The sequence below is a fragment of the Streptomyces sp. NBC_00328 genome, from assembly GCF_036139655.1.
Taxonomy (GTDB): Bacteria; Actinomycetota; Actinomycetes; order Streptomycetales; family Streptomycetaceae; genus Streptomyces.
Window position 1 is genome coordinate 9307174 of sequence record NZ_CP108013.1, and the last position, 24788, is coordinate 9331961.

At 74.1% G+C, this 24788-nt stretch carries 21 protein-coding genes; 11 read left to right on the top strand and 10 right to left on the bottom strand.

Translation table 11 applies throughout. The features are described 5' to 3' along the window. Window positions 1-43: 43 nt before the first annotated feature. The 6 genes from OG485_RS40940 to OG485_RS40965 form a co-directional block, all read right to left on the bottom strand. The gene (locus tag OG485_RS40940; RefSeq protein ID WP_328673928.1) at window positions 44-736 is read right to left on the bottom strand and encodes a neocarzinostatin apoprotein domain-containing protein; all 693 of its coding nucleotides are present in this window, start codon (window positions 734-736) and stop codon (window positions 44-46) included. Next, window positions 733-1422 (bottom strand): neocarzinostatin apoprotein domain-containing protein, encoded by a 690-nt coding sequence (locus tag OG485_RS40945; RefSeq protein ID WP_328673929.1) that lies wholly within the window; start codon window positions 1420-1422, stop codon window positions 733-735. Before OG485_RS40945 ends, OG485_RS40940 begins: the two co-directional genes overlap by 4 nt. After that, window positions 1419-3569: a hypothetical protein gene (locus tag OG485_RS40950; protein ID WP_328673930.1), complete on the bottom strand. Its 2151-nt coding sequence runs from the start codon at window positions 3567-3569 to the stop codon at window positions 1419-1421. The genes OG485_RS40945 and OG485_RS40950 overlap by 4 nt, the downstream gene beginning before the upstream one ends. A 4-nt stretch (window positions 3570-3573) precedes the next feature. Continuing rightward, a complete protein-coding gene (locus tag OG485_RS40955) occupies window positions 3574-4728 on the bottom strand; it encodes a hypothetical protein (RefSeq protein WP_328673931.1) in 1155 nt (384 codons plus the stop codon). Next, complete coding sequence (locus OG485_RS40960; RefSeq protein WP_328673932.1) at window positions 4725-5732, bottom strand: WxL protein peptidoglycan domain-containing protein; 1008 nt, start codon at window positions 5730-5732, stop codon at window positions 4725-4727. The genes OG485_RS40955 and OG485_RS40960 overlap by 4 nt, the downstream gene beginning before the upstream one ends. A gap of 246 nt (window positions 5733-5978) precedes the next feature. Then, complete coding sequence (locus OG485_RS40965; protein WP_328673933.1) at window positions 5979-7598, bottom strand: hypothetical protein; 1620 nt, start codon at window positions 7596-7598, stop codon at window positions 5979-5981. Between the two features lie 498 nt (window positions 7599-8096). On the opposite strand from OG485_RS40965, the gene OG485_RS40970 reads away from it, so the two are divergent. From OG485_RS40970 to OG485_RS41015, 10 genes are read left to right on the top strand one after another with little or no spacing between them, the layout of a single operon-like run. Then, window positions 8097-8657 (top strand): MaoC family dehydratase, encoded by a 561-nt coding sequence (locus OG485_RS40970; RefSeq protein ID WP_328673934.1) that lies wholly within the window; start codon window positions 8097-8099, stop codon window positions 8655-8657. Then, complete coding sequence (locus OG485_RS40975) at window positions 8654-9745, top strand: LLM class flavin-dependent oxidoreductase (protein ID WP_328673935.1); 1092 nt, start codon at window positions 8654-8656, stop codon at window positions 9743-9745. The genes OG485_RS40970 and OG485_RS40975 overlap by 4 nt, the downstream gene beginning before the upstream one ends. Then, the gene (locus OG485_RS40980) at window positions 9742-10974 is read left to right on the top strand and encodes a CaiB/BaiF CoA transferase family protein (RefSeq protein ID WP_328673936.1); all 1233 of its coding nucleotides are present in this window, start codon (window positions 9742-9744) and stop codon (window positions 10972-10974) included. The genes OG485_RS40975 and OG485_RS40980 overlap by 4 nt, the downstream gene beginning before the upstream one ends. Then, window positions 10967-12403, top strand: coding sequence for an MmgE/PrpD family protein (locus tag OG485_RS40985; protein ID WP_328673937.1), 1437 nt, complete (start codon window positions 10967-10969; stop codon window positions 12401-12403). The genes OG485_RS40980 and OG485_RS40985 overlap by 8 nt, the downstream gene beginning before the upstream one ends. Then, window positions 12400-13497 carry a RidA family protein gene (locus OG485_RS40990; protein ID WP_328673938.1) on the top strand — a complete coding sequence of 366 codons (1098 nt, stop codon included), beginning with the start codon at window positions 12400-12402 and terminating at the stop codon, window positions 13495-13497. The genes OG485_RS40985 and OG485_RS40990 overlap by 4 nt, the downstream gene beginning before the upstream one ends. Next, window positions 13494-14006, top strand: coding sequence for a MaoC family dehydratase (locus tag OG485_RS40995; RefSeq protein ID WP_328673939.1), 513 nt, complete (start codon window positions 13494-13496; stop codon window positions 14004-14006). Before OG485_RS40990 ends, OG485_RS40995 begins: the two co-directional genes overlap by 4 nt. Next, window positions 14003-14428, top strand: coding sequence for a MaoC/PaaZ C-terminal domain-containing protein (locus tag OG485_RS41000; RefSeq protein ID WP_328673940.1), 426 nt, complete (start codon window positions 14003-14005; stop codon window positions 14426-14428). The genes OG485_RS40995 and OG485_RS41000 overlap by 4 nt, the downstream gene beginning before the upstream one ends. After that, the gene (locus tag OG485_RS41005) at window positions 14425-16251 is read left to right on the top strand and encodes an acetyl-CoA acetyltransferase (protein ID WP_328673941.1); all 1827 of its coding nucleotides are present in this window, start codon (window positions 14425-14427) and stop codon (window positions 16249-16251) included. Before OG485_RS41000 ends, OG485_RS41005 begins: the two co-directional genes overlap by 4 nt. A 3-nt stretch (window positions 16252-16254) precedes the next feature. After that, window positions 16255-17418 (top strand): acyl-CoA dehydrogenase family protein, encoded by a 1164-nt coding sequence (locus tag OG485_RS41010; RefSeq protein WP_328673942.1) that lies wholly within the window; start codon window positions 16255-16257, stop codon window positions 17416-17418. Between the two features lie 7 nt (window positions 17419-17425). Beyond that, a complete protein-coding gene (locus OG485_RS41015; RefSeq protein ID WP_328673943.1) occupies window positions 17426-18319 on the top strand; it encodes an HpcH/HpaI aldolase/citrate lyase family protein in 894 nt (297 codons plus the stop codon). 40 nt (window positions 18320-18359) lie between these two features. On the opposite strand, the gene OG485_RS41020 is transcribed toward OG485_RS41015, so the two are convergent. From OG485_RS41020 to OG485_RS41030, 3 genes are read right to left on the bottom strand one after another with little or no spacing between them, the layout of a single operon-like run. Beyond that, a complete protein-coding gene (locus OG485_RS41020; protein ID WP_328673944.1) occupies window positions 18360-20159 on the bottom strand; it encodes an MmgE/PrpD family protein in 1800 nt (599 codons plus the stop codon). Then, window positions 20156-20980 carry a cyclase family protein gene (locus tag OG485_RS41025; RefSeq protein WP_328673945.1) on the bottom strand — a complete coding sequence of 275 codons (825 nt, stop codon included), beginning with the start codon at window positions 20978-20980 and terminating at the stop codon, window positions 20156-20158. The genes OG485_RS41020 and OG485_RS41025 overlap by 4 nt, the downstream gene beginning before the upstream one ends. After that, window positions 20977-22203 (bottom strand): CaiB/BaiF CoA transferase family protein, encoded by a 1227-nt coding sequence (locus OG485_RS41030; protein WP_328673946.1) that lies wholly within the window; start codon window positions 22201-22203, stop codon window positions 20977-20979. The genes OG485_RS41025 and OG485_RS41030 overlap by 4 nt, the downstream gene beginning before the upstream one ends. Before the next feature lie 224 nt (window positions 22204-22427). Here OG485_RS41030 and OG485_RS41035 point away from each other — a divergent pair, with 224 nt between their 5' ends. Continuing rightward, window positions 22428-23873, top strand: coding sequence for a dihydroorotase (locus tag OG485_RS41035; RefSeq protein ID WP_328673947.1), 1446 nt, complete (start codon window positions 22428-22430; stop codon window positions 23871-23873). 57 nt (window positions 23874-23930) lie between these two features. Here OG485_RS41035 and OG485_RS41040 read toward each other — a convergent pair whose 3' ends face one another. Next, on the bottom strand, window positions 23931-24773 hold the full coding sequence (locus OG485_RS41040) for a DUF4437 domain-containing protein (protein WP_328673948.1): 843 nt from the start codon (window positions 24771-24773) through the stop codon (window positions 23931-23933). Window positions 24774-24788: the final 15 nt, after the last annotated feature.

The window sequence follows — 24788 nt, forward strand, 5'->3', positions numbered from 1 at the left end:
CCGAAGGCGCCCGGCTGCCTCGGACCGGAACACGTGCGTTCGGTCACGCCGCTTCGTCACCCTTGCGCCGCACCAGGATCAGAAACGCGGCGCCGCCCATGAGCAGCGTCCCGCCGGCCAGCAGACCCACCGCGACACCGTCCACGGAACCCGTCTGCGGAAGGCTTTCGGACCCCGATCCCGACGTCGAGCCGGATCCGGAGTCCCCCGACGAGGTCCCGGCGGTGCCGCCGCTGGAAGCGCCCGTGGTGCCGGACGCCGAAGGACTGGCCGACGAACTGGGCGAGGGCGAACCGGACCCGGCGGCGCTCACGGTCAGCGGCACCTGGACGAGTTCGTCGGTGGCGGAGATGAACACCGCGACCACGCAGGCGCCCGCCTTGGACGTGCAGTCCGCGCCGCCCGCCTTCGCGGAGATCTTCAGGGCCGCGGAGGTCGCGTTGCCGGACGACAGGTGCCAGACACCCGAACCGTCCGTCTTGCCGACCAGCGCGGTCGTCGTGTCGCAGTCGGTCGGACCCGTCGGGTCAGGCTTGCACAGGCCGAGCGGGACGAACGCCTGACCCGGACTCAGGCCCTTGGCGGAGACGGTGACGGTGTCACCGGGCGCGAGCCCGGTGGTCCTGCTCACGGTCAGGGTCCCGGCGGCCGCGGCGGGTGTCGCCGCCGAACAGACCGCCGCCACCGCGGCCAGGGCCGCGGCCCCGGTGCCGGTGCGGGAGAGGACGCGGTTCACAAGGTACCTCCGGTGTCGGGAAGGGTGTCGGGAAGAGGGGTTCCGCCGTCGTGCCGGACGCGGCGGAGGCTGAACAGGGCCGCTCCCGCGCACAGCGCGGCGAGCGCCGTCGAAGCACCCCACAGGAGGGTCGAGGGCCCGCGCCAGCGGGAGCCCGACGACGCGACGGTGCCTCCGGGCGTCGTCGCGGTGACGGCACGCCCCACGCCCGAGGACTCACCCCGGGGAGTTCCGCCCCGGAAGCCGACCGGGATGTCGACGGTGTTGGCGGGCCGCAGCGCGGCCGGAGTGCCGGTCGGCAGCGGGGAGATGCCCACCACGCACGGGACGGTGCGGCAGTCGATGCCCGCGAAGCGGGCGTGCGCGGTGAGGGTGATCCGGGGGAGCCTGCCGGAGCCGCCGATGTTCACCAGTACGGCCCCGCCCGCCAGGTCGCAGTCCGTGTTGCCGGTGTATCCCTTCTTGCACAGTCCGACCGCCACCGAGGTGAGTCCGCCGCGGAAGCCCTCCCCGGTGACGGTGATCTTCTGGCCCTCGGTGAGATCGACGGCGGCCGACAGCCTGGCCGTGGCGCCCGGCGGGTCGGCGGCCGAGGCCGCTCCGGTGGCGGAGAACGCCAGGACGCAGGCGGCCAGGACACGGACCGCCGTTGCCGGGGCCCGGCCGGGGGAGGACCACCACCTCATGCCGATGCCTTTCTCGTACGGGGGACCAGCGGGGGGCGTGGTGCCCGGCGGCCGGTCGGGAAGCCGACCGCGCGGCCTCCGAGGACGGGTGACGGTTCCCTTGCGGCGACCAGGACGGCGGTTCCCTGGCCGGTGATGCGGCGCAGCAGGTCGGCCACGTCCGGGTCGGCCGCGAGATGCCGCGTGCCGGGACCGGTGAGGTCCAGCAGGAGGAGCCGAGGCCGGGCGATCAGGGTCAGGGCGAGGCCGAGCACGCAGCGCTCGACCGGTTCGAGGGCGGCGGGCGGGTCGTCGCCGCGGGCCGCCAGAAACGGGAACGCGGCGTGCGCGGCCCGGCACACCTCGTCGGCCCTTTCCGCCTCCAGGGGTGCCACGGTGGTCCGCAGTGCGCCGGACACACTGGTGGGCGAGGCGAGTTGCGGCAGAGCGCCGGGCACGGCGCCGTCCTGCGGGTCCAGCAGCGCGCAGAGCCCCAGCCGCCAGCGTGTCGCCGCGTCGGGTCGCGTCACATCGTGGCCGAGGATCGTGCGGCGGCCAAAGGACGGGCGTGGGATGCCGGCGATCGCGCGCAGGGCCGATCCGGCCCTGCGGCCCGGCAGCCCGTCGTGCAGGACGACCAGTTCCCCAGGGGCGACGGACAGCCGCAGCCGGGTCACTCGGGGCCGGTTCTTGTGACGCATCGTCAGGCGCCGCACCTCCAGCGCGGGCGGCGCCGCCCCGGGGACCGCGACACGGCGTGCGGCCCGGCCGGCGCGCAGGAGCAGCGCGGCGCGGCTCAGGGGCAGGGCCGAGGCCAGGACGAGCGCGTCCCCGGCGTCGAGGAGACGCCCGGTCAGTGCCAGAGCGCCGATTCCCGCCAGACCTCCGAGCAGCGCGGGCAGGGCGGTGCCATGGAAGGAGGCCCGCAGTGTCGACACGCCCGCGGCCGCGCTGCCCAGCGCCAGCGCCAGGGCGGCCACGAGCTGCCCCGTGTCGGCCGCCGCCGCCAACGCTGCCGTCGCCGCCGCCACGGCGAGCAACAGCAAGGGCAGGGACGGGTCCCGGGGGAGGAACGCCGGTCCGCCTACCGCGTCGTCGGCAACCGGTCCGCGCGCCCCGCCGCCGCCGGTGCGCCGCAGGAGGGCTGCGGGCACGATCGCCGCGGCCAGCGCCGCGGTTCCCGTCAGTGTGGCGGGCGCTCCGCCGAGTTCCAGGTGCCGGAACACCAGCAGGTCCTGCGCCGCGAAGAAGGCGGCCGAGGCGGCTGCCGAGAGAACCACGACGTCCACCGTGGCGCTGCGCGCGGCGGATCCGGTACGCGTCCCTTCGGCACCCCGCTCCGAACGCGCCGCAGGCACGCGTGCCGTGGCACGGGCGCCTTGCGCGGGAGGTTCGTTGTCGGCGCCTGGCATCGGCGGCCTGGCACCGGAGACCCGCGTGGACGGTTCGGCACTGGTGCCGTGTACGGGCGGCCCGTCACCGGCGCCCTGTGCGGAGGGCGCCGCGCCTGGGGCCGGTGCGGAGTGCCCGAAACCGGCCCCAGGCGCGGACGGGCCGTCACCGATCGGGCCCCCCGCCCGGTGAGGAGCCGTCGTCCGCGCCGCCGGACTGTCTGTCGTGGCGGGCGAACCGCCTTGCCCGCTGGGCGCGTTGTCCGGTGGGAGGCCCGGGTGCCTCACCGCGAGCGGTGTCAGCAGGGCCGACCCCGCCACCCCGCACACGGTGAGCGCCATACCGGCGTGCTCCGCCGCCCACCCGGTGAGGCCGCCCGCCGCACCCAGCCCGGCGAGCCCGCCCACGCACCAGGCGGGCGTGGCGCGGAAGAGGCACAGCCCCGGCGCGCCGAGCAGGGCGCCCGCGAGCACGGCCCCGCAGTACACCGGGACCGAGGGCCACAGCCCCGCCACCGCGACGAGGAGGCAGGCGAGCAGCGCGCACCGTGCCCCCGTACGCGCGGTGACGGGCCGTCGTCGGCGAAGCCCACGGGTGACTCCCGCGCCGAGGCCGCACAGGAGCGCGGCGGTGAGCAGCACGTAGCGCACCGCCGCGCCGGGCATGCCCACGACCGCACCGAGCAACGGTGCGCCGAGCACCAGGGCGCCGGGGAGCAGCCCGGCCGCGGTACCGGTCCGTACGTCGTCGGCCCATCGCTCACGCGACGGCGTCATGTCCTCACCTCGCCTCTCGCGAACGGGCGTCGCGCGGTTCGTCGGACCCCGCCCGCTCGGTGTCGCCAGAACGTGTCGGCAGCGGCGGAGCGAGCAGCCGTACGAGGTCGTCCAGACCCTGGCGGTCGGTCAGCTCCGGCTGTCCCGAGACGTGACGCAGCAGCGTGTGCAGGGCGATCGTCCGGTCGCCCCCGTTTCCCGCGCGGGCCAGGAACGTACGCAGGCCGGCGAGTTCGACGTCGGTCGGGGGCACGGGTGCGGTCACGGTCGCGTCCGGGGCCGGGACTCCGGCGCGCCCCGGACGCTCCCGGAAGCGGCGGCGGGCCGCGACACCGATGGCGTGGACCAGGAGCAGAGCCGAGAGAACCGCGGTCGTGATCAGTCCCCAGGGATAGACGTCGGTGGCCGAGGAGAACTTCGCGGGCCCGTACGCGCCGCCCACGGAGTACCTGCCGAAGGCGGCGGCCGGCAGGGTGACGCGGACGCGGTAGGTGCGGGTGGCGCCCGCCGGAAGGTCCTTGGTCAGTGGGGCCGAGACGGGGATGTCCGCCGTACCGCCCGTACCCCAGGCGACGATCAGCGGGGCCCGGCCGAGGGCGGTCGTCCCGGGATTGCGGACCGTGACCGTGAGCGTGCGGTGCGGCGAGGCGCCGAACAGCTCCGCCAGTCCCGGCGAGCCGGACAGACGCGTACGGACCACGTCGACACGCGGCGCCGGGGCGAGCGAGGGCAGGGGAGCCTCCCGCTGCCCGGCGAGTTCGACGTCCAACTGGGCACTGCTCGTGCCGGGCTGGGCCGTCACGCGGATCACACAGGGACAGCGGGAGGGCGGCGCGCCCGCGATGAGCGTCACCCGGAAGGTCCCGTCGGCCGCCACCAGGGCCACGGCGGCGCGCAGCGTGTCGCAGTCGGCGCTGCCCCGCAGCGCGCGGGCGCCGCACACCTCCGCCTGCACCGTGGCACCCGAGGGCCAGCCGGCGCCGGTGACCGTGGCGGGCCGCCCCGGGCTCAACCGTGTGGAGCCGACGCCGATCGAGGGCTGCGGGGCGTCCGCCCGGGCCGATGCGGCCGCGACGTCCGCCCGGGCCGATGCGGCGGGCGGAGCGGGACCGGCCAGGAACACCGCCGCGAGCGCCGCCGTGGGGACCCCGAGGTTCATGGCAACTCCTCCAGGCGGGCATGGCGCCGCCGGCGCCCCTGTGAGAGGGCCAGGGCCAGCAGTGCCGACAGGGCGAGAAGTACGGCGACGGTGGTCCAGGACAGCAGGACGGAACCGGATTCGGCGGACGCCTCGGGCACGCCCTGCGCGCTCACGCGTACGGAGGCGTGGACGAAGTCCAGCGGGGGTGCTCCGTCCCAGGCGGCGGTCATGACCGTGCTCTGGCCTGGCAGCAGGACCGGCAGCCGGGCGGTGCGGAAGGTCTTGAGGGTGCGGCCGAAGAGCCCGGTGGCGCGGGGGCGGGCGGTCGGCTGGATGACGGTGTTGCCGGTGTTGACGACCGTGTAGCGGACGGTCGCGGATCCGGAGCGGAACGGCACTCCGGAGGGCCGGTGCGTCAGCCGTACGTCGCGCACCGTCATTCCGGGGGTGAGCGGGCCGGCCACGGTGAGCTGCATCCGCACGGCGATGGCCCGCTGGATGCCGAGGTCGACGCCGTTGTCCCGGCCGGCCTGTTCCACCGCGTTGTCGAGGGCGACGATGCCTCCGACATGGGCGCCGGGCGTCGCGTCCGCAGGCACGGTCAGGGTGAAGGGGATCTCCGCGCTGCGGCCCGCGGGGATCACGAGGGCGTTGGTGGCGAGCTTCACCCAGCGTCCGATCCCCTGTTGGGCCTGCCCCGCCTCCCGGTAGGCGAGCGCCCCGTCGCGCGGTGTGTTGTACGCGTCGGTCCCGTACACCTGGAAGGAGATCGGGACCTTGGAGAGGTTGCTGACGAGCACCGCGTCCTTGATCTTCGAGCCCGGCGCGGCGTCCAGTGAGAAGGCGCCGCGCCGCACTCCGTCGGTGGCCGCGCCCGCGGGCCGCACGGACCAGGCGTTCGGCCCGCTCCCCGCGGCCGAGGCGGGCGCGGGACTCATGAGCAGCGTCAGAAGGAGAGCGAGCAGGGCGCACGACACCGTCGGGCGGATCGGCCGGAACGGGCCGTGGCTTCGGACGGGCATGGGGTGTGCTCCTGCTCCGGCGGCGGGTGGGCGGAGGGTCGGCGACGGTCGGGTCGAAGTGCGGGGCTCGGGGCGTGTCATGGCGGATGGTTCGAGGTGCGTGGCCGGCCGTCCGCGAGGGGCGAGGTCCGTGGTCGATGGCCGGGAGGTACCAGGTCCGTGGCCCGACGGCCGTTAGGCACGAGGCGTGCGGCCGGTCACGCACCTCGCCCAACCGGCAGGTCCAGTGGTGACTTTGATGAACGGTCAGGAGAGTGTCAGGCGGAGCACGGCTTCGTAGGCACCGCTCTGGGCGATGGCCGGCACGTCGAGGGAGAGTCCCGCGCCCGCGTCGAAGTGGCCGCCGGTCACGGATGCCGGATCGGTGCTCGCCGACTGGGTGCAGAGCGGGGCCGCGATGGTCGTGCCGAGCGGCCCCGGTGAGCCGGCCGTCACCGTCGAGGCGGCCGCCGCTCCCGTGTGCACCCCGCACGCCGGTGTCCACGACAGCCGCCCGCCCGGAATGACCGCGCCCGACGCGGTGCGGAAGTCGCTGACCGTGCCGACCAGCGACCAGCCCTGGGTTCCGCCTCGGAAGTCCTTGACCTGGACCGATCGCAGGGTGCCGCCCGACGTGTGCTCGGTGCCGTCGACGGTGACCGGTTCGAAGGTCACGTCGCCGGGCTCCTGCGCCATCGTCAGCGCCCCGCCCGCGACCACGATCTTGAGGTTCTGCTCGCTCGACCCGCCGTTCGCCGCAGCCGCCCAGGCCGCCTCGGCGGAGTCCTCGGCGGTGCCGTCCTTCTCGGCCGCGACGATCTTCACGGTGCCCGTGGCGGGTGTGACCGTGGCCGTGAAGGATCCGCGGGCGTCGACCGGAGCCGTCACCGCGAGGTCCGTGGTGGGTGTGCCGGAGTCGTCGACGGGCGTGACGGTGACCTCGTCGCCGGGGTCGAAGCTCGCGCCGGTGACGGTGGTGGCCGTGCCCGGTCCGCCTCCGGAGGGACTGAGCTGGAGGGTCCTGGTGCCGAGGACGCCCAGGACCAGGGTGGCGGTGGTGCCGCCCTGGGTGATCTTGAGGGTGTGCGGTCCCGGTGCCGCGGACGCCTTGACCAGCACGGTTCCGGTGAGCTTTCCGGCGCTGTCCACGGTGAGATCGGGGGTCAGGTCCGCGCCGGAGCAGCCTGTTCCGGTGAGCGAGCACAGCTCCACGGTGTCGACGGCCGCCGACGGCGTCCAGCCGCTGCCGCCGAGGGTCACGGTGTCACCCGGGCGGGCGCCCGTCGTGTCGGCCGCAGGCCGGCCGGAGATCTTCGAGACCGACAGCGTGCCGGATCCCCCGCCGGCGGTGACGGTCATGGTGTGCAGCACCGGGGCGTCGCCCTGCAACGTACAGGCCAGCGACAGGCCGTAACTCGGGATGTCCAGCGTGATCTGACCGGGCGTCAGGGTGACGCTCCCGGGCTGGGCGACGGTGAGCTTGCCGCTCAGATCGGGGATCGGGATCGTCCCCTTGGCCGGGATGGCCGGATGGGAGGCGGGTGCGCCGAGGGTGATGGGGTCCTGTCCGGAGACGAGGACCTGGGCCGAGGCGGCGACACTGTTCGCGGGCAGCGGTACGGGTCCGTTCGCGGGACCCGCGTCGTCCAGGTCGAGGGTGACGTCGACGCTCTGTCCTGCGGTCGCGGTGGCGGGAGCCGTGAGCGTCGCCGTCGTGGTGAACTGCGAGTGCGACGTGCTGAAGACGCAGTCGTACGACACGGAGGCGCTGCCGGCGGACGCGGGGGACGACCCGCCGAGGACGAGGGAACCGGCCGCCGCGACGACGAGTGCGGCGAGGGCGGCCCCGCCTCGTCCCGGGACGAGGCCGGGGTGCGGGTGTTTCATGGGGCGCTCCTTTCGTGGAGCGGGTGCGCGCTGGCGCGTCTGGGTGTCGGGCAGCACCGCCGTCGGACCGGATGTCCCGTGGGGGCGGACATCCGTTCCGGCGGGGCGCTCGCCGAGCGGGCCGTCGCCGGGTCGGGGGCGCCGGGTTCGGCGAGGTGTCCGACAGTCGGCCGCTCGTTTCCTAGAGTGAAACGACGTTTCGAAAACGTCGTCCAAATACAGCGCCAGGCCCGTCCGGATGTCAAGAGGCGCGGGGTTTCGCTCCCGTTAAACCGTGAGTGCGCGCACGGGGCGGCGGCGGTCCGCCGGGCGGGGCGAGGTGGATGCGGTTGGGGAAACAATGGAACGCATAGGGAAACAGAACCCTTGACGCTCTCTCGGGGGAGATCCTAGGGTTGGCCGCGGCGAGCGGCCCGAAACCCCCTGCGCACAGGCGGAGTTCACGGGCCCGCCACGGTCACCGAGTCCGGGCCGCAGCAGGCCCAGGGGAGGATCCGTATGAGCCCGTCGTCGGGCACCGGCCGGGCCACCGGCACCGTTCGCCCCGGCTGGAGCGGACGCTTCTACGAGGACTTCACGGTCGGCGACATCTACGAGCATCCGCTGGGCCGCACCGTCAGCGACGCGGACAACACCTGGTTCACGCTGCTGACGATGAACACCAACGAGATGCACTTCAACGAGGTGTACGCCGGGCACAGCGAGTTCGGCCGGCCGCTCGTCGTCTCCACCCTGACCCTGGCCGTCGCGGTCGGACAGAGCGTCACCGACCTCACCCAGAACGCCTTCGCCAATCTCGGATGGGACGACGTGAGGATGACGGCCCCGGTGTTCGCGGGGGACACCCTGTGGTCCGAGTCGATCGTCCTGGCGGTCCGCACGTCCGCCTCACGCCCGGCGGCCGGCCTCGTCACCGTCCGCACCCGGACCCTCAACCAGCGTGGCGAGCAGGTGTGTTCGTTCCGCCGCACCTTCTACGTCCACCGACGTGGCGTGCTCCCCGCCGACCGGCACCGCCCCCGGCCCGCCGCGCCGCTCGGGCTGGACGACACCCCGTGAGCGCGACCCGGGCACTGCCACGGATCGGCTACGCACCCTGGGGCGAGACCCTCGACGAACTCGTGGCCGCCGGACGGGCCGCGCGCGAGGCGGGCGCCGACACCCTCTGGGCGGCCGAGCTCCACCGCAGCGCCACGATCACGGCCGCCGCGCTCGCCCCCGTCGCCGGCCCGGCCCGCGTCGGGACCGCCGTCGCGCTCGCCTTCGTCCGCAGTCCGCTCACCACCGCGCTGGAAGCCCTCGACCTCGACGAACTCAGCGCGGGCCGCTTCGTCCTCGGCCTCGGCAGCGGGGTCCGGCGGCTCAACGAGGACTGGCACCACGCCGACTTCGACCCGCCCGTGCGGCGCCTGCGCGAGACGGTCGCCTGTGTCCGGGCCTTCACGGCCGCCTGCGCGGACGGTGCCACGATCGAGGCGGGCGGCGAGGTCACCGGATTCCGCATCCGCGGCTATCGGCGCCCCTTCCCGCCGGTGCGTGCGCGCATCCCCGTCCATCTCGCCGCCGTCGGCCCCGTGATGACCCGCCTCGCGGGCGAGATCGCGGACGGCTGGATCGGCCACGAACTGGGTTCACCGGCCCACCTCGAGGACACCGTCCTGCCCGGGCTCGCCGAAGGACACGCCCGTCGGGCATCCGCCCCGGCCGCCTCTCGCCCGGACAGCGGACCGGCACCCGGCCACGGCCTCGACGGGTTCGAGGTCACCGCCTCCGCCTGCTGCGCGATCGACCCCGATCCCCGGCGCGCCCACCGTCTGGCCGCGGGCGGCCTCGGCTTCTACGCCTCGGTCCGCACCTACGGCCCGCTGTTCGCCGAGCACGGACTCGAAGCCGCGCAGCAGCGTGTCCTCGAGGAGTTCCGCTCCGCGGGCGCCCGCGCGGACCGGCTCGGTCATGTCGTCGACCCCTCCATGACCCGGGCCCTGACCCTCACCGGTACCCCCGACGAGGTCGCGCGGCGGCTCACGGAGTACGCGGCCGTGGCCGACTCCGTCAAGCTCGGCCCGCCCGTCCACGGGCTGGAACCCGAGGAGATCCGCGCGGCCCAGGCGGCCGTCATCGCCCTCATCAAGGAGGTACGCGCATGACAGCGCCGACGGATCGAGCGGCGCCGGTCCCGCGCCCGCTGGCGGACGTGCGTGTTCTCGCGGTCGAGCAGTACGGGGCCGGCCCGTTCGGCTCACTGCACCTCGCCGACCTGGGCGCCGACGTCATCAAGATCGAGGATCCGGGCGCCGGCGGCGACGTGGGCCGCTATGTGCCACCCCACCAGCACGGTGAGGACTCGCTGTTCTTCGAGGCGTTCAACCGCAACAAACGAAGCGTCTCCCTCGACCTCGGCCATCCCGCAGGCCGGGAGGTGTTCGAGGACCTCGTCCGGCACAGCGACGCCGTCTACTCCAACCTGCGGGGCGACGTCCCCGAGCGCCTCGGCATCACGTACGACATCCTCAAGCATCTGAACCCGGCGATCGTCTGCTGCTCGCTCACCGGCTTCGGCATGACCGGACCCCGGTCCGCGCAGCCCGGTTACGACTACATCCTCCAGGGCCTCGCCGGCTGGATGGACCTCACCGGCGAACCCGGGGGACCGCCCGCCAAGTCCGGTCTCTCCCTGGTCGACTACTCCGGCGGCTTCGCCGCCGCGCTCGCCCTGCTGGCCGGCCTGCACGCCGCCCGCCGCGACGGCCGGGGCCTCGACTGCGACGTCTCCCTGTACGACACGGCGCTGAGCATGCTCACCTACCCGGGCCTCTGGCATCTCAACGGCGGCTTCACCCCGACCAGGACCCGGCACTCCGCCCACCCCTCCCTCGTTCCGTTCCAGGCGTTCCGGGCCCATGACGCCTGGATCGTCGTGGGCTGCCCCAAGGAGAAGTTCTGGCAGCGCCTCGCGGGCCTGCTCGGCCATCCCGAATGGGCGCGCGCCGACCACGCGTACGGCTCCTTCGAAGGCCGCCGTACCCACCGCGAGGAACTGATACCCCGGCTGGAGAAGCTTTTCGCCGAACAGCCGGCCGCCGCCTGGATCCGGCGGCTCACCGAAGCCGGGGTCCCCTGCGGGCCCGTCAACTCCGTCGCCGAAGCGCTCGCCGACCCCCACACCGAGGCCCGCGGACTCGTCGTGGAGACCAGCCACCCGCGTTTCGGCACCGTCCGCAACCTGCTCAGCCCGGTGCGCACCGGCCCGCCCGCCCCGGCCCACCGACGGGCACCGCTGCGCGGCGAACACACCGACACGGTCCTGACCGAGATCCTCGGATACGAGGAGACGCGCATCGCCGACCTTCGCGCGCAGGGGGCCTTCGGTGCCTGAGACCACCCCGCACGGCCACCCTCACCCGCACGGTCACACGGACGACGAAGGGGTTCCGGCCGCCGCACTGATCGCCCGCTGGGCGGGCCGGCTCACTCTGGAGCAGGTGCCCAGCGTCGTGCGCCGAGCCGCGCGCAGACAGTTGCTGGACGGCATCGGATGCCTGCTCGCCGCCCTGCGGAAGGGCGCGGCCGCTCCCGCACTGGCCGCCGCCCGGGGACTCGGCGGCCCGCGGGAAGCCGCGGTACCCGGTACCACGGAGCTGATCGGCGCGCCCGCCGCCGCACTGGCCACCGGCGCACTCGTCCACGCCCTCGACTTCGACGACACCCACCCCGGCGCACTCGTCCACGCCACGGCCGCCGTGCTCCCCGCACTGCTGACCACCGCCCAGCACACCGCCGCGACCGGCGCGCACGTCCTCACCGCCGCCGTCGCGGGATACGAGACCGCGGTCCGGGTGGGCCTGGCCGCCCCCTACCGCTTCCACGCCCGAGGCCTGCACGCCACCCAGGTCGCGAGCGTCTTCGCCGCCCCCGTCACCGCCGCGGTCCTGCACGGCACCTCCGTTCCCGTGCTCACCCACGCCCTCGGCCTCGCGGGCAGCAGCGCCGGCGGACTCCTCGAATTCCTCGACGCGGGCAGCGACACCAAGACCCTGCACCCCGGCCTCGCCGCCCACGCCGGACTCCTCGCGCTCCGCCTCGCCACCGCCGGCGCCGAGGGGCCGGACACCGTCCTGGAAGGCCGCTACGGTGTGTACGCGGCGCTCGCCGGACATCCCGTCACGGCCGCCCGGGTCGCGGGCGACCTCGGTGAGATGTGGCACGCGCCCGCCGTCGCCGCCAAGCGGCACCCGTGCTGCCGGCTCATGCATCCCGCCCTCGACGCCGCACGCGTCCTGCACGGCGAACTGGCCGGCGCCGAAGTGGCCTCCGCCGTCGTCGACGTACCCCCCGGTGCGGTGCCCATCGTGTGCGAGCCCGTCGAGCCGCGCCGGGCGCCGCGCACTCCGTACGAGGCGAAGTTCGCCCTCCCGTACTCCACCGCCCTGATGCTGCTCGACGGCCGGATCACCCTCGACTCCTACGACCGGGAGGCTCGCGCCCGCCCGGACGCCACCGCGCTGGCCTCCCGCGTCACCCACCGGGAACACCCCTGGCAGGGACCCGACGCGGAGGCACCCGGCCGCATCCGGGTGCGCACCACGGACGGACGCGAACTCGCGGCCGAGATCCCCGGCGGCTACCGTCCCCCGCCCTCGACCGAGGAGGTGCTGGTGAAATTCCATGCCAACGCCGGTGGAGAGAGCGCCCTTTCGCGTGAACTCGGCGAACGCGTCCTGAGCATCGACCGGGAGCCGACGCTCGACCGGGTCCTCGAACTCACCGCGCGCATCGGCGCCTTCGTCGCGCGGAGGACACCATGAGCGCCCCGGTCCGCCCCGCCGCCCGCTTCACCGCCGTCGTGCCGTCCGCGGACCACAGACCGGGCGTGGAAGCCCGAGCCGTGTGCGACCGGCTGGCGCGGCTGCTCCAGGAACACTCCGCCGCGCCGGGCGACATCGTCCACCTCACGGAGTTCACCGGCGTCGCGGCACTGGAAGCACGGGACGAACTCGGCTACGCGCTCGCGGAGTTGCTGGGCCCGCACCGCCCGGCGCGGACCACCGTCATCAGCGACACCTTGCCCGTCGGCGCCCGCTTCGCCCTCGCCGTCCGGCTCGATCCCGGCGGCGGCCGGGCCCTGCCGGCGGGTCTGCGCGAAGCGACCGACGGAACGGTCTTCCTTCCCACCGTCCTGCCGCTCGACCCGCGCGGGGACATCGCCCACCCCGGCGACTTCCCGCGCCAGTACGCCCACTGCCTGCGTACCGCCGACCGCCTGCTGCGCGGCGCGGGCCTCAGCCTCGACCACGCGGTGACCACCTACGACTACTCCACTCCCGCGACCCGCCGCGCCTATCCGCTCTGCGCCGGTCCACGCCGCGAACTGCTGGGCGGGGCGGGGGTGTTCCCCGGCGCGGGCGGCATCCTCATGTCCCGGCTGCACGCCCCGGGCATCCTGGTCGCGCTCGATGTCACGGCCTCCCGGCATCCCCTCACCGCCGTCAACCCCGGCTGGCAGCGCTACGACACCCTCACCTACAGCCCCGGCGTGCGCGCGGGCCGCACCCTCCACATGTCCGGCTTCGCCGCTCTCGACATGGACACCCAGCAGGCCCTGCACGCCGGTGACCCGGCCGCCCAGACCGCCGAGATCTACCGCGCGGTGCGCACCGTGATCGAGGCGGCGGGAGGGGGACCCGAACACCTCGTGCACACCCAGGAGTTCCTCTGCCCGCCCGCCTTCGCCCCGGCCGACCCGCTGGCCGCATCCCGTGCGGGCGCGCTGGGACCCGGAGCCCATCCGGCCGTCACCACCGCCGGCTGCGCCGCCCTGCTCCGCCGGGAGTTCCTCGTCGAGGTGTTCCCGACCGCGGTCCTGCCCGATCCCGCGGACCTGCCCGAAGGAGGCACGTGACCCGCACCCTGCTCACCGACGAACTGCGCGCCCTCGTCGGCCGTACGACCGTCTACACGGCGCCCGAACCACTCGGCCGCGCCGCCCTGCGCTACTTCGCGACGGCCGTCGGCGACTCCAACCCCCTCTACACGGACCCCGGTTACGCCCGCGCGCACGGCCACCCCGATGTGATCGCACCACCGACCCTGATCTGCGAGACCAACCAGTATACCGGCCTGCCACCGGACGAGGACGGCTACGCGGGCCACACCTGGGGCATCCGCGTCCCGCACACCGCCACCGTCCGCGGATCGCACGCGTACACCTTCCACCGCCCGGCCGGACCCGACGTCCGCGTCACCGCCCATTGGACCCTCGTCTCACTCGACGAACGCACCACCGGCGACGGCCGCCCGCTGCTCACCGTCACCTCGCACTGCGTCTACACCGACCAGCACGGCACCCTGCTCGCCGAGAACGAGGAGACCGTCCTGCACGTCGCACTCACCGCCGAGGAACCCCGGTGACCGGCCCCCAACTGCTGCCCGGGGCCGTCGTACCACCCCTGGAGCGGTCCTTCCCCATCACCCGCCTGGTCGCCTACGCCGGCGCCACCTGGGACTGGCACCGCCTGCACTACGACACCGCCTACGCGGGCGCCAGAGACCTCGCGGCCCCCGTCGTGGACGGACAGGTCTTCGGGGCACTCCTCGCCGAGCAACTCCTCGACTGGCTCGGCCCGGCCTGCTTCCTGCGAAGCCTGCACTTCCGTTTCGCACGGCCGGTGTTCGCCGGAGAGAGTGTGCGCTGCGTCGGCCGGGTCACCGCCGTCGACCGCCGCCTGGTGACCGTCGAGCAGACCGTCGAGGTCCTGGGCCCCCGAGCCCGTACCGCGGTCGCCCCCGCCGGAGCGCTCGTGGAACTCCGCGAACCGGCGGACGGCCCGTGACCACCGGGGTCGCCGTGGTGGGCGTGGCCGAGGCAGACCTCGGCGTCAGTGACCTGCCCGCCCTCGCCCTCCTCGCCCAGGGCGTCACCCGGGCCCTGGACGACGCCGGTCTCACCCTCGCCCAGGTCGACGGTCTGGCGACCTCCGGCACCGGCCGCTTCCCCGCCACCCAGGCCGCCGACTACCTCGGGATCACACCGGCCTGGACGGACTCCACCTTCGCGGGCGGCAGCGCCTTCGAGATGTACGTGGCGCGCGCCGCCCAGGCCATCGCGGCCGGACAGTGCACCACGGCCGTCATCGCCTACGGCTCCGACCAGCGCTCGGGCCGCTCCCGCAGCCTCACCGGGCCCCTGGACCCCGCCTCTCCCGAGACCCAGTTCGAGGCACCGGCCGGACCGCTGTACCCGCTCTCCCACTACGCCATGACCGCCCGGCGCTACCTCCACGTCCACGGCCACTCCCGGCGCGCGCTCGCCGAGGTCGCCGTCGCCGCCCGTGCGTGGGCGCTGCTCAACCCGGCCGCCCACCGTCACGGCGCCGGACCCCTGACCGTCGACGAGGTGCTGGCCTCCCCGATGATCTCCAGCCCCCTCACCAAGGCGGACTGCTGCCTCGTCACCGACGGGGGCGGCGCGATCGTCCTCACCTCCCTCGACCGGGCCCGGGACCTGCGCCGCACTCCGGTGCGCGTCCTCGGGTACGGGGAGGCCACCACCCACACCGGCTCGGCGGGGCCGGACGACCTGTTGGCCAACCCGGGCGCGTACGCGAGCGCCGCCCGCGCCTACCGGCACGCCGGGGTGAGACCGGCGGACATCGACGTCGTCCAGGTCTACGACTCGTTCACGATCACCACGCTCCTGTCGCTGGAAGCCCTTGGCCTGTGCGGCCCCGGGGAGGCGGCGGACCTCGTCGCGGACGGCCGCATCCGCCCCGGCGGTGCCCTCCCCCTGAACACCAGCGGCGGGGGACTGTCGTACGGGCATCCCGGCATGTTCGGGGTGTTCCTCCTGATCGAGGCGGTACGACAGCTGCGCGGCGAGTGCGGCGCGCGCCAGATCCCGGGAGCGCGGACGGCCGTGGCCCACGGCACCGGCGGCATCCTGTCCACCCACGCCACGGTCGTCCTCGCCCGCGAGGACACGGGCGGCGCCGGATCGAGCCCGCCCGGCACTTCCGAGCCGTGGACCGGCGTGGCCGAGCTCCCGCCCGGCGCACCCGAACGCCGACCCGGTTCACCCGAGCCTCCGCGGACCCCGGACCCCCCGCGGCCGGGGACGAGGCCGCCCTCCGGGCTCACCGGCGGGACTCACCGCGGGACGCAAACCCCGCCGTGGGACGGACCCCTTCCCGCGCCCGCCGACGCCGTCACCCGGGCCTGGTGGGACGCCACGCGGACCGGACGGCTCACCGTCCAGCGCTGCGACGACTGCCGTCACGCACAGCATCCGCCCCGCGTCCTGTGCACCGCCTGCGGAGCCACCCGCGGGCTCCGGCTCGTCCCGGTCGCCGGAACCGCGGTCCTCGACACCTTCACCGTCGTGCACCGCGCGCCGCCCGGCCGCCCGGTGCCGTACGCGCTCGGGCGGACCCGGCTGACCGAGGGCCCGGTGCTCCTCGCCCCGCTGGTGGGGGACCACGAGGCCCTGCTGTGCGGTCAGTCGCTGCGGCTGACCTGGCGGGCGTTGCCCGACGGCAGGATGCTGCCCGTGTTCCGTCCCACCGGGGACCCGGCGGCCTCCTGGGCCGCCGTGCCCGGCACGCCGTTCACCGACCCGCCGCACGCGGCGCCACCGCCGCCCGCCGAACCGGAGCCCTGAGCCGTGGACTTCACCCTGACGCCCGAGCAGAAGCTGTTCCGCCGGACCCTGCGCGACTTCGTCGCCAAGGAGATCGAACCCGTGGCCCAGGAGTGGGAGGACTCCGGACGGTATCCCACCGAAATCGTCGCCCGCATGCGGGAGATGGGCCTGTTCGGCCTGACCGTCCCGGCGGAGTACGGCGGACTCGCCGCCGACATGGTGTCGTTCGCCCTCGTCTTCGAGGAGATCTCCCGGGGCTGGATGGGCATCGCCGGAATCCTCGGCTCCCACTCCCTGGCCTGCTGGATCCTGGCCCGGCACGGGACGCCGGAGCAGAAGGAGCACTACCTTCCCCGGCTGGCCGACGGCGAGTGGCGCAGCGGCATCGCCCTGACCGAACCCGACGCCGGCACCGATCTCCAGGGCATCCGCACCACGGCCCGCCGCGACGGCGACGACTACGTCGTCCACGGATCCAAGACCTGGATCACCAACGCACGGCACGCCCACGTGCTGCCCGTACTCGTGAAGACCGACCCCGACGCCGAGCCCGCCCACCGGGGCATGAGCCTGCTGCTCGTCGACACCGCGACCCCCGGCTTCACGGTGGAACGAGACCTTCCCAAGCTCGGCTACAAAGGCACCGAGTCCTGCGAACTGCGCCTGGACGGGGTGCGTGTCCCCGCCACCGCGCTGCTCGGCGGAGTCGAGGGCCGGGGCATGCAACAGGCCCTGTCGGGGCTGGAGACCGGCCGTATCAACGTCGCCGCCCGCTCGGTCGGCATCGCGCAGGCCGCCTACGACGCCGCCCTCGCGTACACCGCGCAGCGGCACGCCTTCGGACGGCCCGTGCACGACTTCCAGGCCGTGCAGTTGCGCCTCGCCGACATGGCCACCGAACTCCAGGCCGCCCGCCTCCTGGTGTACTGGGCGGCCTGCCGGGCGGACGAGGGCCGGCGGGTCGACACGGAAGCGGGCATGGCGAAACTGTTCGCCTCGGAGACCGCGATCCGCGCCTCGCTCGACGCCATGCGCCTGCACGGCGGCTACGGCTATTCCAAGGAGTTCGTCGTCGAACGCCTCTACCGCGACGCCGCACTGATGGCGATCGGCGAGGGGACCAACGACATCATGCGCACGGTCGTCGCCCGCGGTCTGTCCGCGCACACCACCACGATCGGCTGACTCCGGCATGACCGGCCCCACGCCGTCGGACCGCGCGCCCCGCTCCTATCTGTACGTCCCCGGCGACCGCCCCCGCATGCTCGCCAAGGCGCTCGGCCGGGGCGCCGACGCGCTCATCGTCGACCTCGAGGACGCGGTCGCCCCCGCGGCCAAGAGGGCCGCGCTGCGCGCCGTACGCACCTGGCTGGAGGCACTGCCGCCGGACGGTGCCACCAGCGTCTGGGTGCGGGTGAACCCCGGCCCCGACGGACTGCGCGAGGCCGCCGCCCTCGTCTGCCCGGCGCTGCGCGGCCTGTGCCTCGCCAAATGCCCGCACCCCGGCGCCGTATCGGCGTTCCACGACGTCCTCACCGAGCGGGAGGCGCAACTCGGTCTCACGGTGGGCCGGATCGCGCTCTCACCCCTGCTGGAGACGGCGGCCGCCGTCCTGAACGCGCCCGCCCTGGCCGCCGCGCCGCGCGTCGCCCACCTCCAGGCCGGTGAGGCCGATCTGTGCGCCGAACTCGGCATGGAACCGTCTTCCGAGGACCGGTCGGAACTGCTGGTCGTGCGGACCACCCTCGTCCTCGCCAGTGCGGCGGCCGGGATCGCGCCGCCCGTCGGCCCGGTGAGCACGGTCTTCCGTGACACGCAGGCGCTGCTGGCCTCGACACGCGCACTGCGCCGCCTCGGCTACCGGTCCAGGGCATGCATCCACCCCGATCAAATCCCCGTCGTGCACGAGGTGTTCACTCCGTCCGCCGAGGAGGTGTCGGCGGCCCGGGCTCTGGTCGACCGCTTCGAGGAAGCGGCGCGCTCGGGCCTCGCCGTCGTCACCGGAGCCGACGGACGGATGGTCGACGAGGCGGTCGTGCGCGCCGCACGCCGGGTGCTGGCCGCGGTGCCCGAACAGCGGGCCTGAAGCGGGCCGGTTCAGGCCCGCGGCGCCGGGGGAGCCCCGGTCAGATCCTTGTCAGGCTCAGCAGATCCGTCACACAGCCCGGTCCGGCGCCCGGCAACGCGGCCGCCATCGCCGCGAGTCGGCCGCTTCGCTCCGCGCCCAGTGACGGCTCCGCGCCGGTCCGGAACTTCTCGGCGAGCTCCGCCGCGGTCAGGGGGCTTCCGGGTCCGCCTCGGGAGGAGGCCACCCGGTGTTCAAGCGTGGCCCCGCCGCGCGTCCGCACCCGCAGCACGGCACCGAGGGCGTGGGGGAACTCGGCGTCGCACCGCGCGTCGGACACCACCTCCACCCGTGCGGCCAGCGCCAGCCGCCGAGGGTCGGTGAACGCCTCCGGGGTGAAGTCCCGCAGCTGGACCCCCGGGCCTCGGTCCCAGTCGGCGAGCAGCGCCGAGGCGACGGTGTAGGGGCCCGAGAACTTCGCGTGGTACGGCGAGGAGGGCCGGACCTTCTGCTCACGGGGCTCCCCGATCGTGCGGCGCGGAGCCGCGGCCACGCCGAGTTCCACCGCCACCACGTCCGCCGGATCGAGTCCGTCGGCGCGCAGCGCCAGGGCGCAGTCGATCCCGGGATGGGTGAAGTGGTTGGAGGGGTACGGCTTGTAGACCGTGCGCGGGTACTCCCACCGCGCGGCGTCGTCCATCGCGTCCAGACCGGTGAGCAGCGGGCCCGCGTCCCAGCGGTCGCCGAGAAACGCCGTGAGGAAGCCGAACCGCCCCTCCAGCACGGTGGGCGGGCCGGTCACGCCGCCGACGGCCAGCTGCGCGGCACTCACACCGCAGTGCGCCGCCCAGCCGCAGTGGATCCGCTTCACCGTCCCGCCGGTGCGGTTGGCCTCGATGACACCCGCGCCCATCGAACAGGCGATGCCGATCGCGTCGGCGAGCTGCGCCGAGGTCAGTCCGAGGGCGAGGCCGGCGGCTACGGCGGCGCCCACGGTTCCGCAGATGGACGTGGCGTGCAGGCCCTTCTCGAAGAAGACCGAGTTGCGCAGCCGGGGATCGTAGGACGCCATGCCGAGCCGTACACAGATCTCACCGCCCGCGGCCAGGGCGGCCACCGCCAGCGGCCCGTCCGCGCCGCTCGCCTCGGCGGCGGCCAGCGCGGCGGGCAGGACCGCCGCGGTGGGGTGGAGCACGGAGGGCAGGTGCGTGTCGTCGAAGTCCAGCGCGTGCGCCAGGGTCCCGTTGACCAGTGCCGCGCGGTCGGCGGGAAGTCGTGCCCCGCTGCCGATGGCGGTGGACTCCGGGTTTCCACCGGCCCGCCGGGCCGCGGTCAGCGCGGCCTCGTGCGGGCCTCCGGACGTCTCGTCGCCCACGTAAGGGCCCAGCGCGGCCAGGCAGTTGCCGAGCGCGTCGGTGATCCGGGCCGTGGCGTCCTCGGCCACGGCCGGCGGGATCCCGTCGCGGCACCGCGCGGCGAAGTCGGCGAGCCGCGCGGCGAACCCCGTTCCGGATCCGGCGTGTTGGCCGGTTCCCCGGTGTGTGAGGTGCCGGTCGCTCGAGCCGGTCGAGGTGGGGCACGCGTCGTCCGAGCCGGTCGGCGATGCCTGGTGGAGTCTGTCGTTTGGCCCGACGAACTCCCTTCCGGATCCGCTGCCTTCGCCGGTTCCCCGGTGCGTGAGGAGGGCGTCGTCCGAGCCGGTCGACGTGGGGTACGCGTCCCCCGAAGCGGTCGCCGAACCCTGGGGCGCGTCGTCGTCCGTGCCGGCGACGGCTCGCCCGAGGCCTGTATCGGCCCTGGCGTCCGGCCGGCGTGTACCGGAGGTCCGCCGGACGCCGGGTCCGTGTTCCGTGCCCGTCATGCGGTGTCCTCCGCGGCCAGGACGGCCAGCGGCCGTACCGGGGAGCCGGTGGCGCCCGCCAGGGGCAGTGGGGCGAGCACCAGCAGGAACTCCGTGGTCCGCGACTCCGCGAGACCGGTCAGCCGCATGGTCTCCACGATGTGGATGCCGGCGTCCATGAGGAGGCGCCCGTGCACGGGCAGTACGGCGTGTCCGCTCCCCGCCGGGATGTGCTCGAAGGCGAGCGTCTCCCCGCCCACGAGACGCGGTCCGCGCTCGGCCAGCCATTCCCCGGCCGCCGGACCCGGCCCCGGAGCTCCGCCCAGTTGGCCGGTGAATACCTCGGGATCGTCCCAGTGCCGCGACCACCCCGTGCCGATCAGCACGGCCTCACCCGGCCGAGGTTCGGTCCGTGCCTCCTTCACGGCGTCCTCCAGCTCCCCGACGGTGACTTCGTGGGCGGGCGGCAGGACGGGGACCCCGTGCAGCCGGGCGATGTCGAGGAAGACGGCCCGCCCGACGTAGGGGGTGAACTCCTCGATGCCGAGCCGGGAGAACCCCGTCGCGGACTGGGCGGTCGCGGCCTCGGACCCGTCGTGCAGCCGTCCGTCCCGTGACACATGGGCCAGCGCGTCGATGTGCGTACCGACGTGTCCGCCGGTGATGACGATCTCGTTGGCCGCCGATCCGCCGTCGGGCCGTACCAGATCACCGTGACGGCGCTCCAGGAGCATCCGGTACGGAGGGTGGTTGGGGGACTGCGGCATGCCCCGGCGCATCGGATGGGCCAGATCGAGGACCCGTGTGCCGGACAGGGCGTCCCAGGGCTGATGGACGGTCAAATGACCCGCTCCCTTCGCAAGGTGTCGAGCTCGGCCGCGGTGAGTCCCAGCCGGGTGCCGTAGACACGGTCGGTGTCCTGGCCGTGCGGTCTGCCGGTCCAGCGGATGCTGCCGGGGGTGGCGGAGAGCCGGAACAGGACGTTCTGCATACGCAGCGGACCCAGCTCCGGGTCCTGGACCGTGGTGAGGGTGTCGAGGGCGCGGTACTGCGGATCGGCGAAGACGTCGGCGATGTCGTACACGGGGGAGACGGCGGCGTCGGCGGCCTCGAACGCCTTGAGCACCTCGGCCCGGTCCCGTCCGCCGATCCAGCCGGCGACCTGGGAGTCGAGCAGGTCGGCGTGGGCGGCCCGGCCGGCCCCGGAGCCGAACCAGGGCTCGCGCACGACCTCGCCGTGTCCCACGAGCCGCATCACCCGCTCGGCGACCGCCTGCGCCGAGGTGCTGACCGCCACCCAACCGCCGTCCCGGGTGCGGTAGATGTTGCGGGGGGCGTTGTGCGCGGAGCGGTTCCCGGTGCGCCGTGGCACGGTGCCCAGCTGGTCGTAGGCGAGGGGCGCCGGGCCGAGCAGGGTGAGCAGCGGCTCGATGATGGCGAGATCGACGACCTGTCCGCCGCCGCCGTGCACATCGCGGTGGTAGAGCGCGGTCTGTACCGCCGCCGCGGTCACGAGGGCGGTGACACCGTCGGCGAGTCCGAACGGCGGGAGGGTGGGCGGGCCGTCCGGCTGCCCGGTGACGGCGGCCAGTCCGCTCATCGATTCGGCGAGGGTTCCGAAGCCGGGCCGTGCCGCGTAGGGGCCGAACTGGCCGAAGCCGGTGACGCGGGCGATCACCAGGCCGGGGTTCGCGGCATGCAGGGCGGTGGGCGACAGGCCCCAGCGTTCGAGCGTCCCGGGCCGGAAGTTCTCGATGAGGACGTCCGCTTCACGGACCAGCCGCAGCAGGATCCGGGCGCCACGTGCTCGGGACAGGTCGAGGGTGACGGTGTGTTTGTTGCGGCCGAGCATCTTCCACCACAGCCCGGTGCCGTCGCGGGACGGACCGTGGGTACGGGAGGGATCGGGCCGGGAAGGGTGTTCGATCTTGATCACGTCGGCGCCGAAGTCTCCGAGAACGGTGGCCGCCAGCGGACCGGCGAACAGCGTCGCGCAGTCCAGGACGGTGATCCCGTGCAGTGGGCCGGGCGGTGCGCCGCCAGGATCGGGGGAGGGGAACGGCACTGTGGCTCACACCCTTCGGATCGACGGATGTTTCTCCTTGTGGAACGCCGTTTCGAAAAGTTAGCATGCGACCCAGACCCACGAAAGAGAAACAGTGTTTCCCCATCGGTTCCTCTATCCGGGAAAGGGGGTGCGGACGGCTCCCGGGCGAACCGGGGAAGCGCCGCGGTCCGCCGTCCGCGCTCCACGGAAGCGGTCCGGTACACGGAGACCGTCCGGCCGACATGGCACGCTACGACCTGATCGTGAGGAACGGGACGCTCGTCCAGCCCCATGTGGGCGAGATACGCGCCGACTTGGGCGTCCGGGACGGCGTGATCACGGCGCTCGCCGACGACCTGCCCACGGCGGAGGCCGAGGAAGTGCTCGACGCGGCCGGCCGGGTGGTCCTGCCGGGCGCGGTCGACGCCCACTTCCATCTGGGCATCTACCGTCCGTTGGCCCAGGACGCGTTCGAGGAGACACGGTCCTCCCTCGTCGGAGGCGCCACCACCGTGCTGTCGTACTTCCGCACCGGCGAGCACTATCTCAACCGCACGGGCCCGTACGCGGAGATCTTCCCCGAGGTCCTCGAAGCCGTCGAGGGGCAGTGTCACACCGACTACGGCTTCCACCTCGCTCCGATGGACACGGCGCAGGTGCGCGAAGTCCCCGCCCTGCTGGACGGTCACGGGGTCGCCTCATTCAAGTACTACATGTTCTACAAGGGGTTCAACCTCTCCGCCGACTCACGCGACGCGCGCGGCTTTCGAATGACGGGGGAGGGCGAGGAGTACGACCTCGGTCACCTCTACCAGCTCATGGAGGCCGTCGCCGCCGTCGGGGCCGCCCGCCCCGACGGCCGGGTCTCCCTCTCCCTGCACTGCGAACAGTCCGAGCTGATGCGCCTGTTCATCGACCGGGTGCGCCGCGACGGTGATCCCCAGACCCTCCGGGCGTACAGCGAGGGCCGTCCGCCGCTGACCGAGCAGGTGGCCATCGCGGAGGCGGCGACCCTGGCCCGGGCCACCGGCTGCCCCGTGAATCTGCTGCACCTGTCGAGCGCGGCGGCCCTGGACGCGGCCCGGGCCGCCCGCGCGGCGGCGCCCGGCGGCGACCTGCGGACGGAGGTCACGCTGCACCACCTCTGCCTGGACCACGAGAGTCTGGACGCGGCGGGCCGTGGCCTCGGGGCCAAGGTCAACCCGCCGGTGCGCACCCGGGCCGACAACGAGGCCCTGTGGGCGGGGGTCGTGGACGGCACCGTCGACTGGGTGGCCTCCGACCACGCCTGCTGCATGGAGGAGAACAAGGGCGACGCGCTGTGGCCCGCACTGCCCGGCTTCGGCGGTACGGCGCTGCTCTACCCGGTCCTCCTCTCGGAGGGCCACCACCGGCGCGGGATCCCGCTGCGCAGGATCACCGAACTGGCCTCGGCCGGCCCGGCGGCGGCCTACGGCCTCGCCCGCAAGGGGTCCCTCATGGTCGGCTCCGACGCCGACCTCGTCGTCGTGGACCTCGACGAGACCCGCACGGTCAGCGCCGACCTGCTGCTCTCGGGACAGGACCACTGCCCCTTCGACGGCGTCGAACTCCGCGGCTGGCCCAGGGCCACGGTGGTCGGCGGCCGGATCGCCTACCGGGACGGCCGTGTCCAAGGAACCCCGTCGGGCCGGTACCTCCCCAGGTGAGAGCGTGGGGGCCGCGTCCGGAACCGATTCGGGCGCGGCCCCGCATCGCTCACGCGCTCACATGCCGTCGTTGTCCCATACGCCCCGCGAGCGGGACCGTATCGGCAGGGTCGAGGGCACCGGCGCCTGGTGCGGCTCGTAGTTCTCGGCGTCGCCGCCCCACTTGATCCACTCGTCGGTCGTGTACCAGTTGATGAGCTCGCCGTCGGAGCGGATGATCCACGTCGTGTCCTCCTCCGCCACGAAATGACCGTGCTTCACGAAGGCCGGGCGGAAGCAGTAGGTCCCCGGGTCGATGTCCCCGAAGTTGTAGGCCATCCGTCCGGACAGTGTGTAGAACTCCTCGTAGCACGGGTGGTGCGCGAGCCGGTGGTCCGTCCAGCCCTTCGGAGCCAGGACGAGGCGGGTGTAGAAGCCGGTCTTCTCGTCGCGGTGCAGCAGCTTGATGTACAGCGGGGTCAGCGGGCCGTCGGTCGGCGCCGTGACCCACTCCATGGCCGCCGAGTCCCACTCGGTCACGTCGCCGGACGAATCCGCCCACCGCGCGCCGCCGGGCTCGAAGTCCGAAGGGCCGTACTCCCGCCAGTGAAGCACCCGGCTGCCCGCCTCGGCCGACAACTCCCGCATGGGGACGCCCTTGGGTACGTGCAGATAGCCCCCGGGCCCGAGGTCCGTGGCGCCGTGCCGCAACCGCCCTTCGAGGACGAAGAACTCGGTGTCCGCGGACGGCACCCCGGCCGGACGGTGCGCCGCGGAGTCGAAGGCCAGCGACAGGGCGGCCGAGCCGTCCTCCTCGTCACTGCTGAGCCGCCGCTCGCGCACCTCGCCGACGGTGTGCGGGAGTTCGGCCGGATGCCAGACGTAGTCGTCCTCGTGGATCAGCTCGACGTGCGGGCGCACCGCGCCACCGCCTTT

What these genes read in the sequence shown, in the direction of transcription:
- OG485_RS41020 (WP_328673944.1), bottom strand. Translation starts at nt 20,159, where the DNA reads ATGACGGGCACGGAACACGGACCCGGCGTCCGGCGGACCTCCGGTACA.
- OG485_RS40965 (WP_328673933.1), bottom strand. Translation starts at nt 7,598, where the DNA reads ATGAAACACCCGCACCCCGGCCTCGTCCCGGGACGAGGCGGGGCCGCC.
- OG485_RS40970 (WP_328673934.1), top strand. Translation starts at nt 8,097, where the DNA reads ATGAGCCCGTCGTCGGGCACCGGCCGGGCCACCGGCACCGTTCGCCCC.
- OG485_RS40945 (WP_328673929.1), bottom strand. Translation starts at nt 1,422, where the DNA reads ATGAGGTGGTGGTCCTCCCCCGGCCGGGCCCCGGCAACGGCGGTCCGT.
- OG485_RS40950 (WP_328673930.1), bottom strand. Translation starts at nt 3,569, where the DNA reads ATGACGCCGTCGCGTGAGCGATGGGCCGACGACGTACGGACCGGTACC.
- OG485_RS40980 (WP_328673936.1), top strand. Translation starts at nt 9,742, where the DNA reads ATGACAGCGCCGACGGATCGAGCGGCGCCGGTCCCGCGCCCGCTGGCG.
- OG485_RS40960 (WP_328673932.1), bottom strand. Translation starts at nt 5,732, where the DNA reads ATGCCCGTCCGAAGCCACGGCCCGTTCCGGCCGATCCGCCCGACGGTG.
- OG485_RS41015 (WP_328673943.1), top strand. Translation starts at nt 17,426, where the DNA reads ATGACCGGCCCCACGCCGTCGGACCGCGCGCCCCGCTCCTATCTGTAC.
- OG485_RS40990 (WP_328673938.1), top strand. Translation starts at nt 12,400, where the DNA reads ATGAGCGCCCCGGTCCGCCCCGCCGCCCGCTTCACCGCCGTCGTGCCG.
- OG485_RS41035 (WP_328673947.1), top strand. Translation starts at nt 22,428, where the DNA reads ATGGCACGCTACGACCTGATCGTGAGGAACGGGACGCTCGTCCAGCCC.
- OG485_RS40955 (WP_328673931.1), bottom strand. Translation starts at nt 4,728, where the DNA reads ATGAACCTCGGGGTCCCCACGGCGGCGCTCGCGGCGGTGTTCCTGGCC.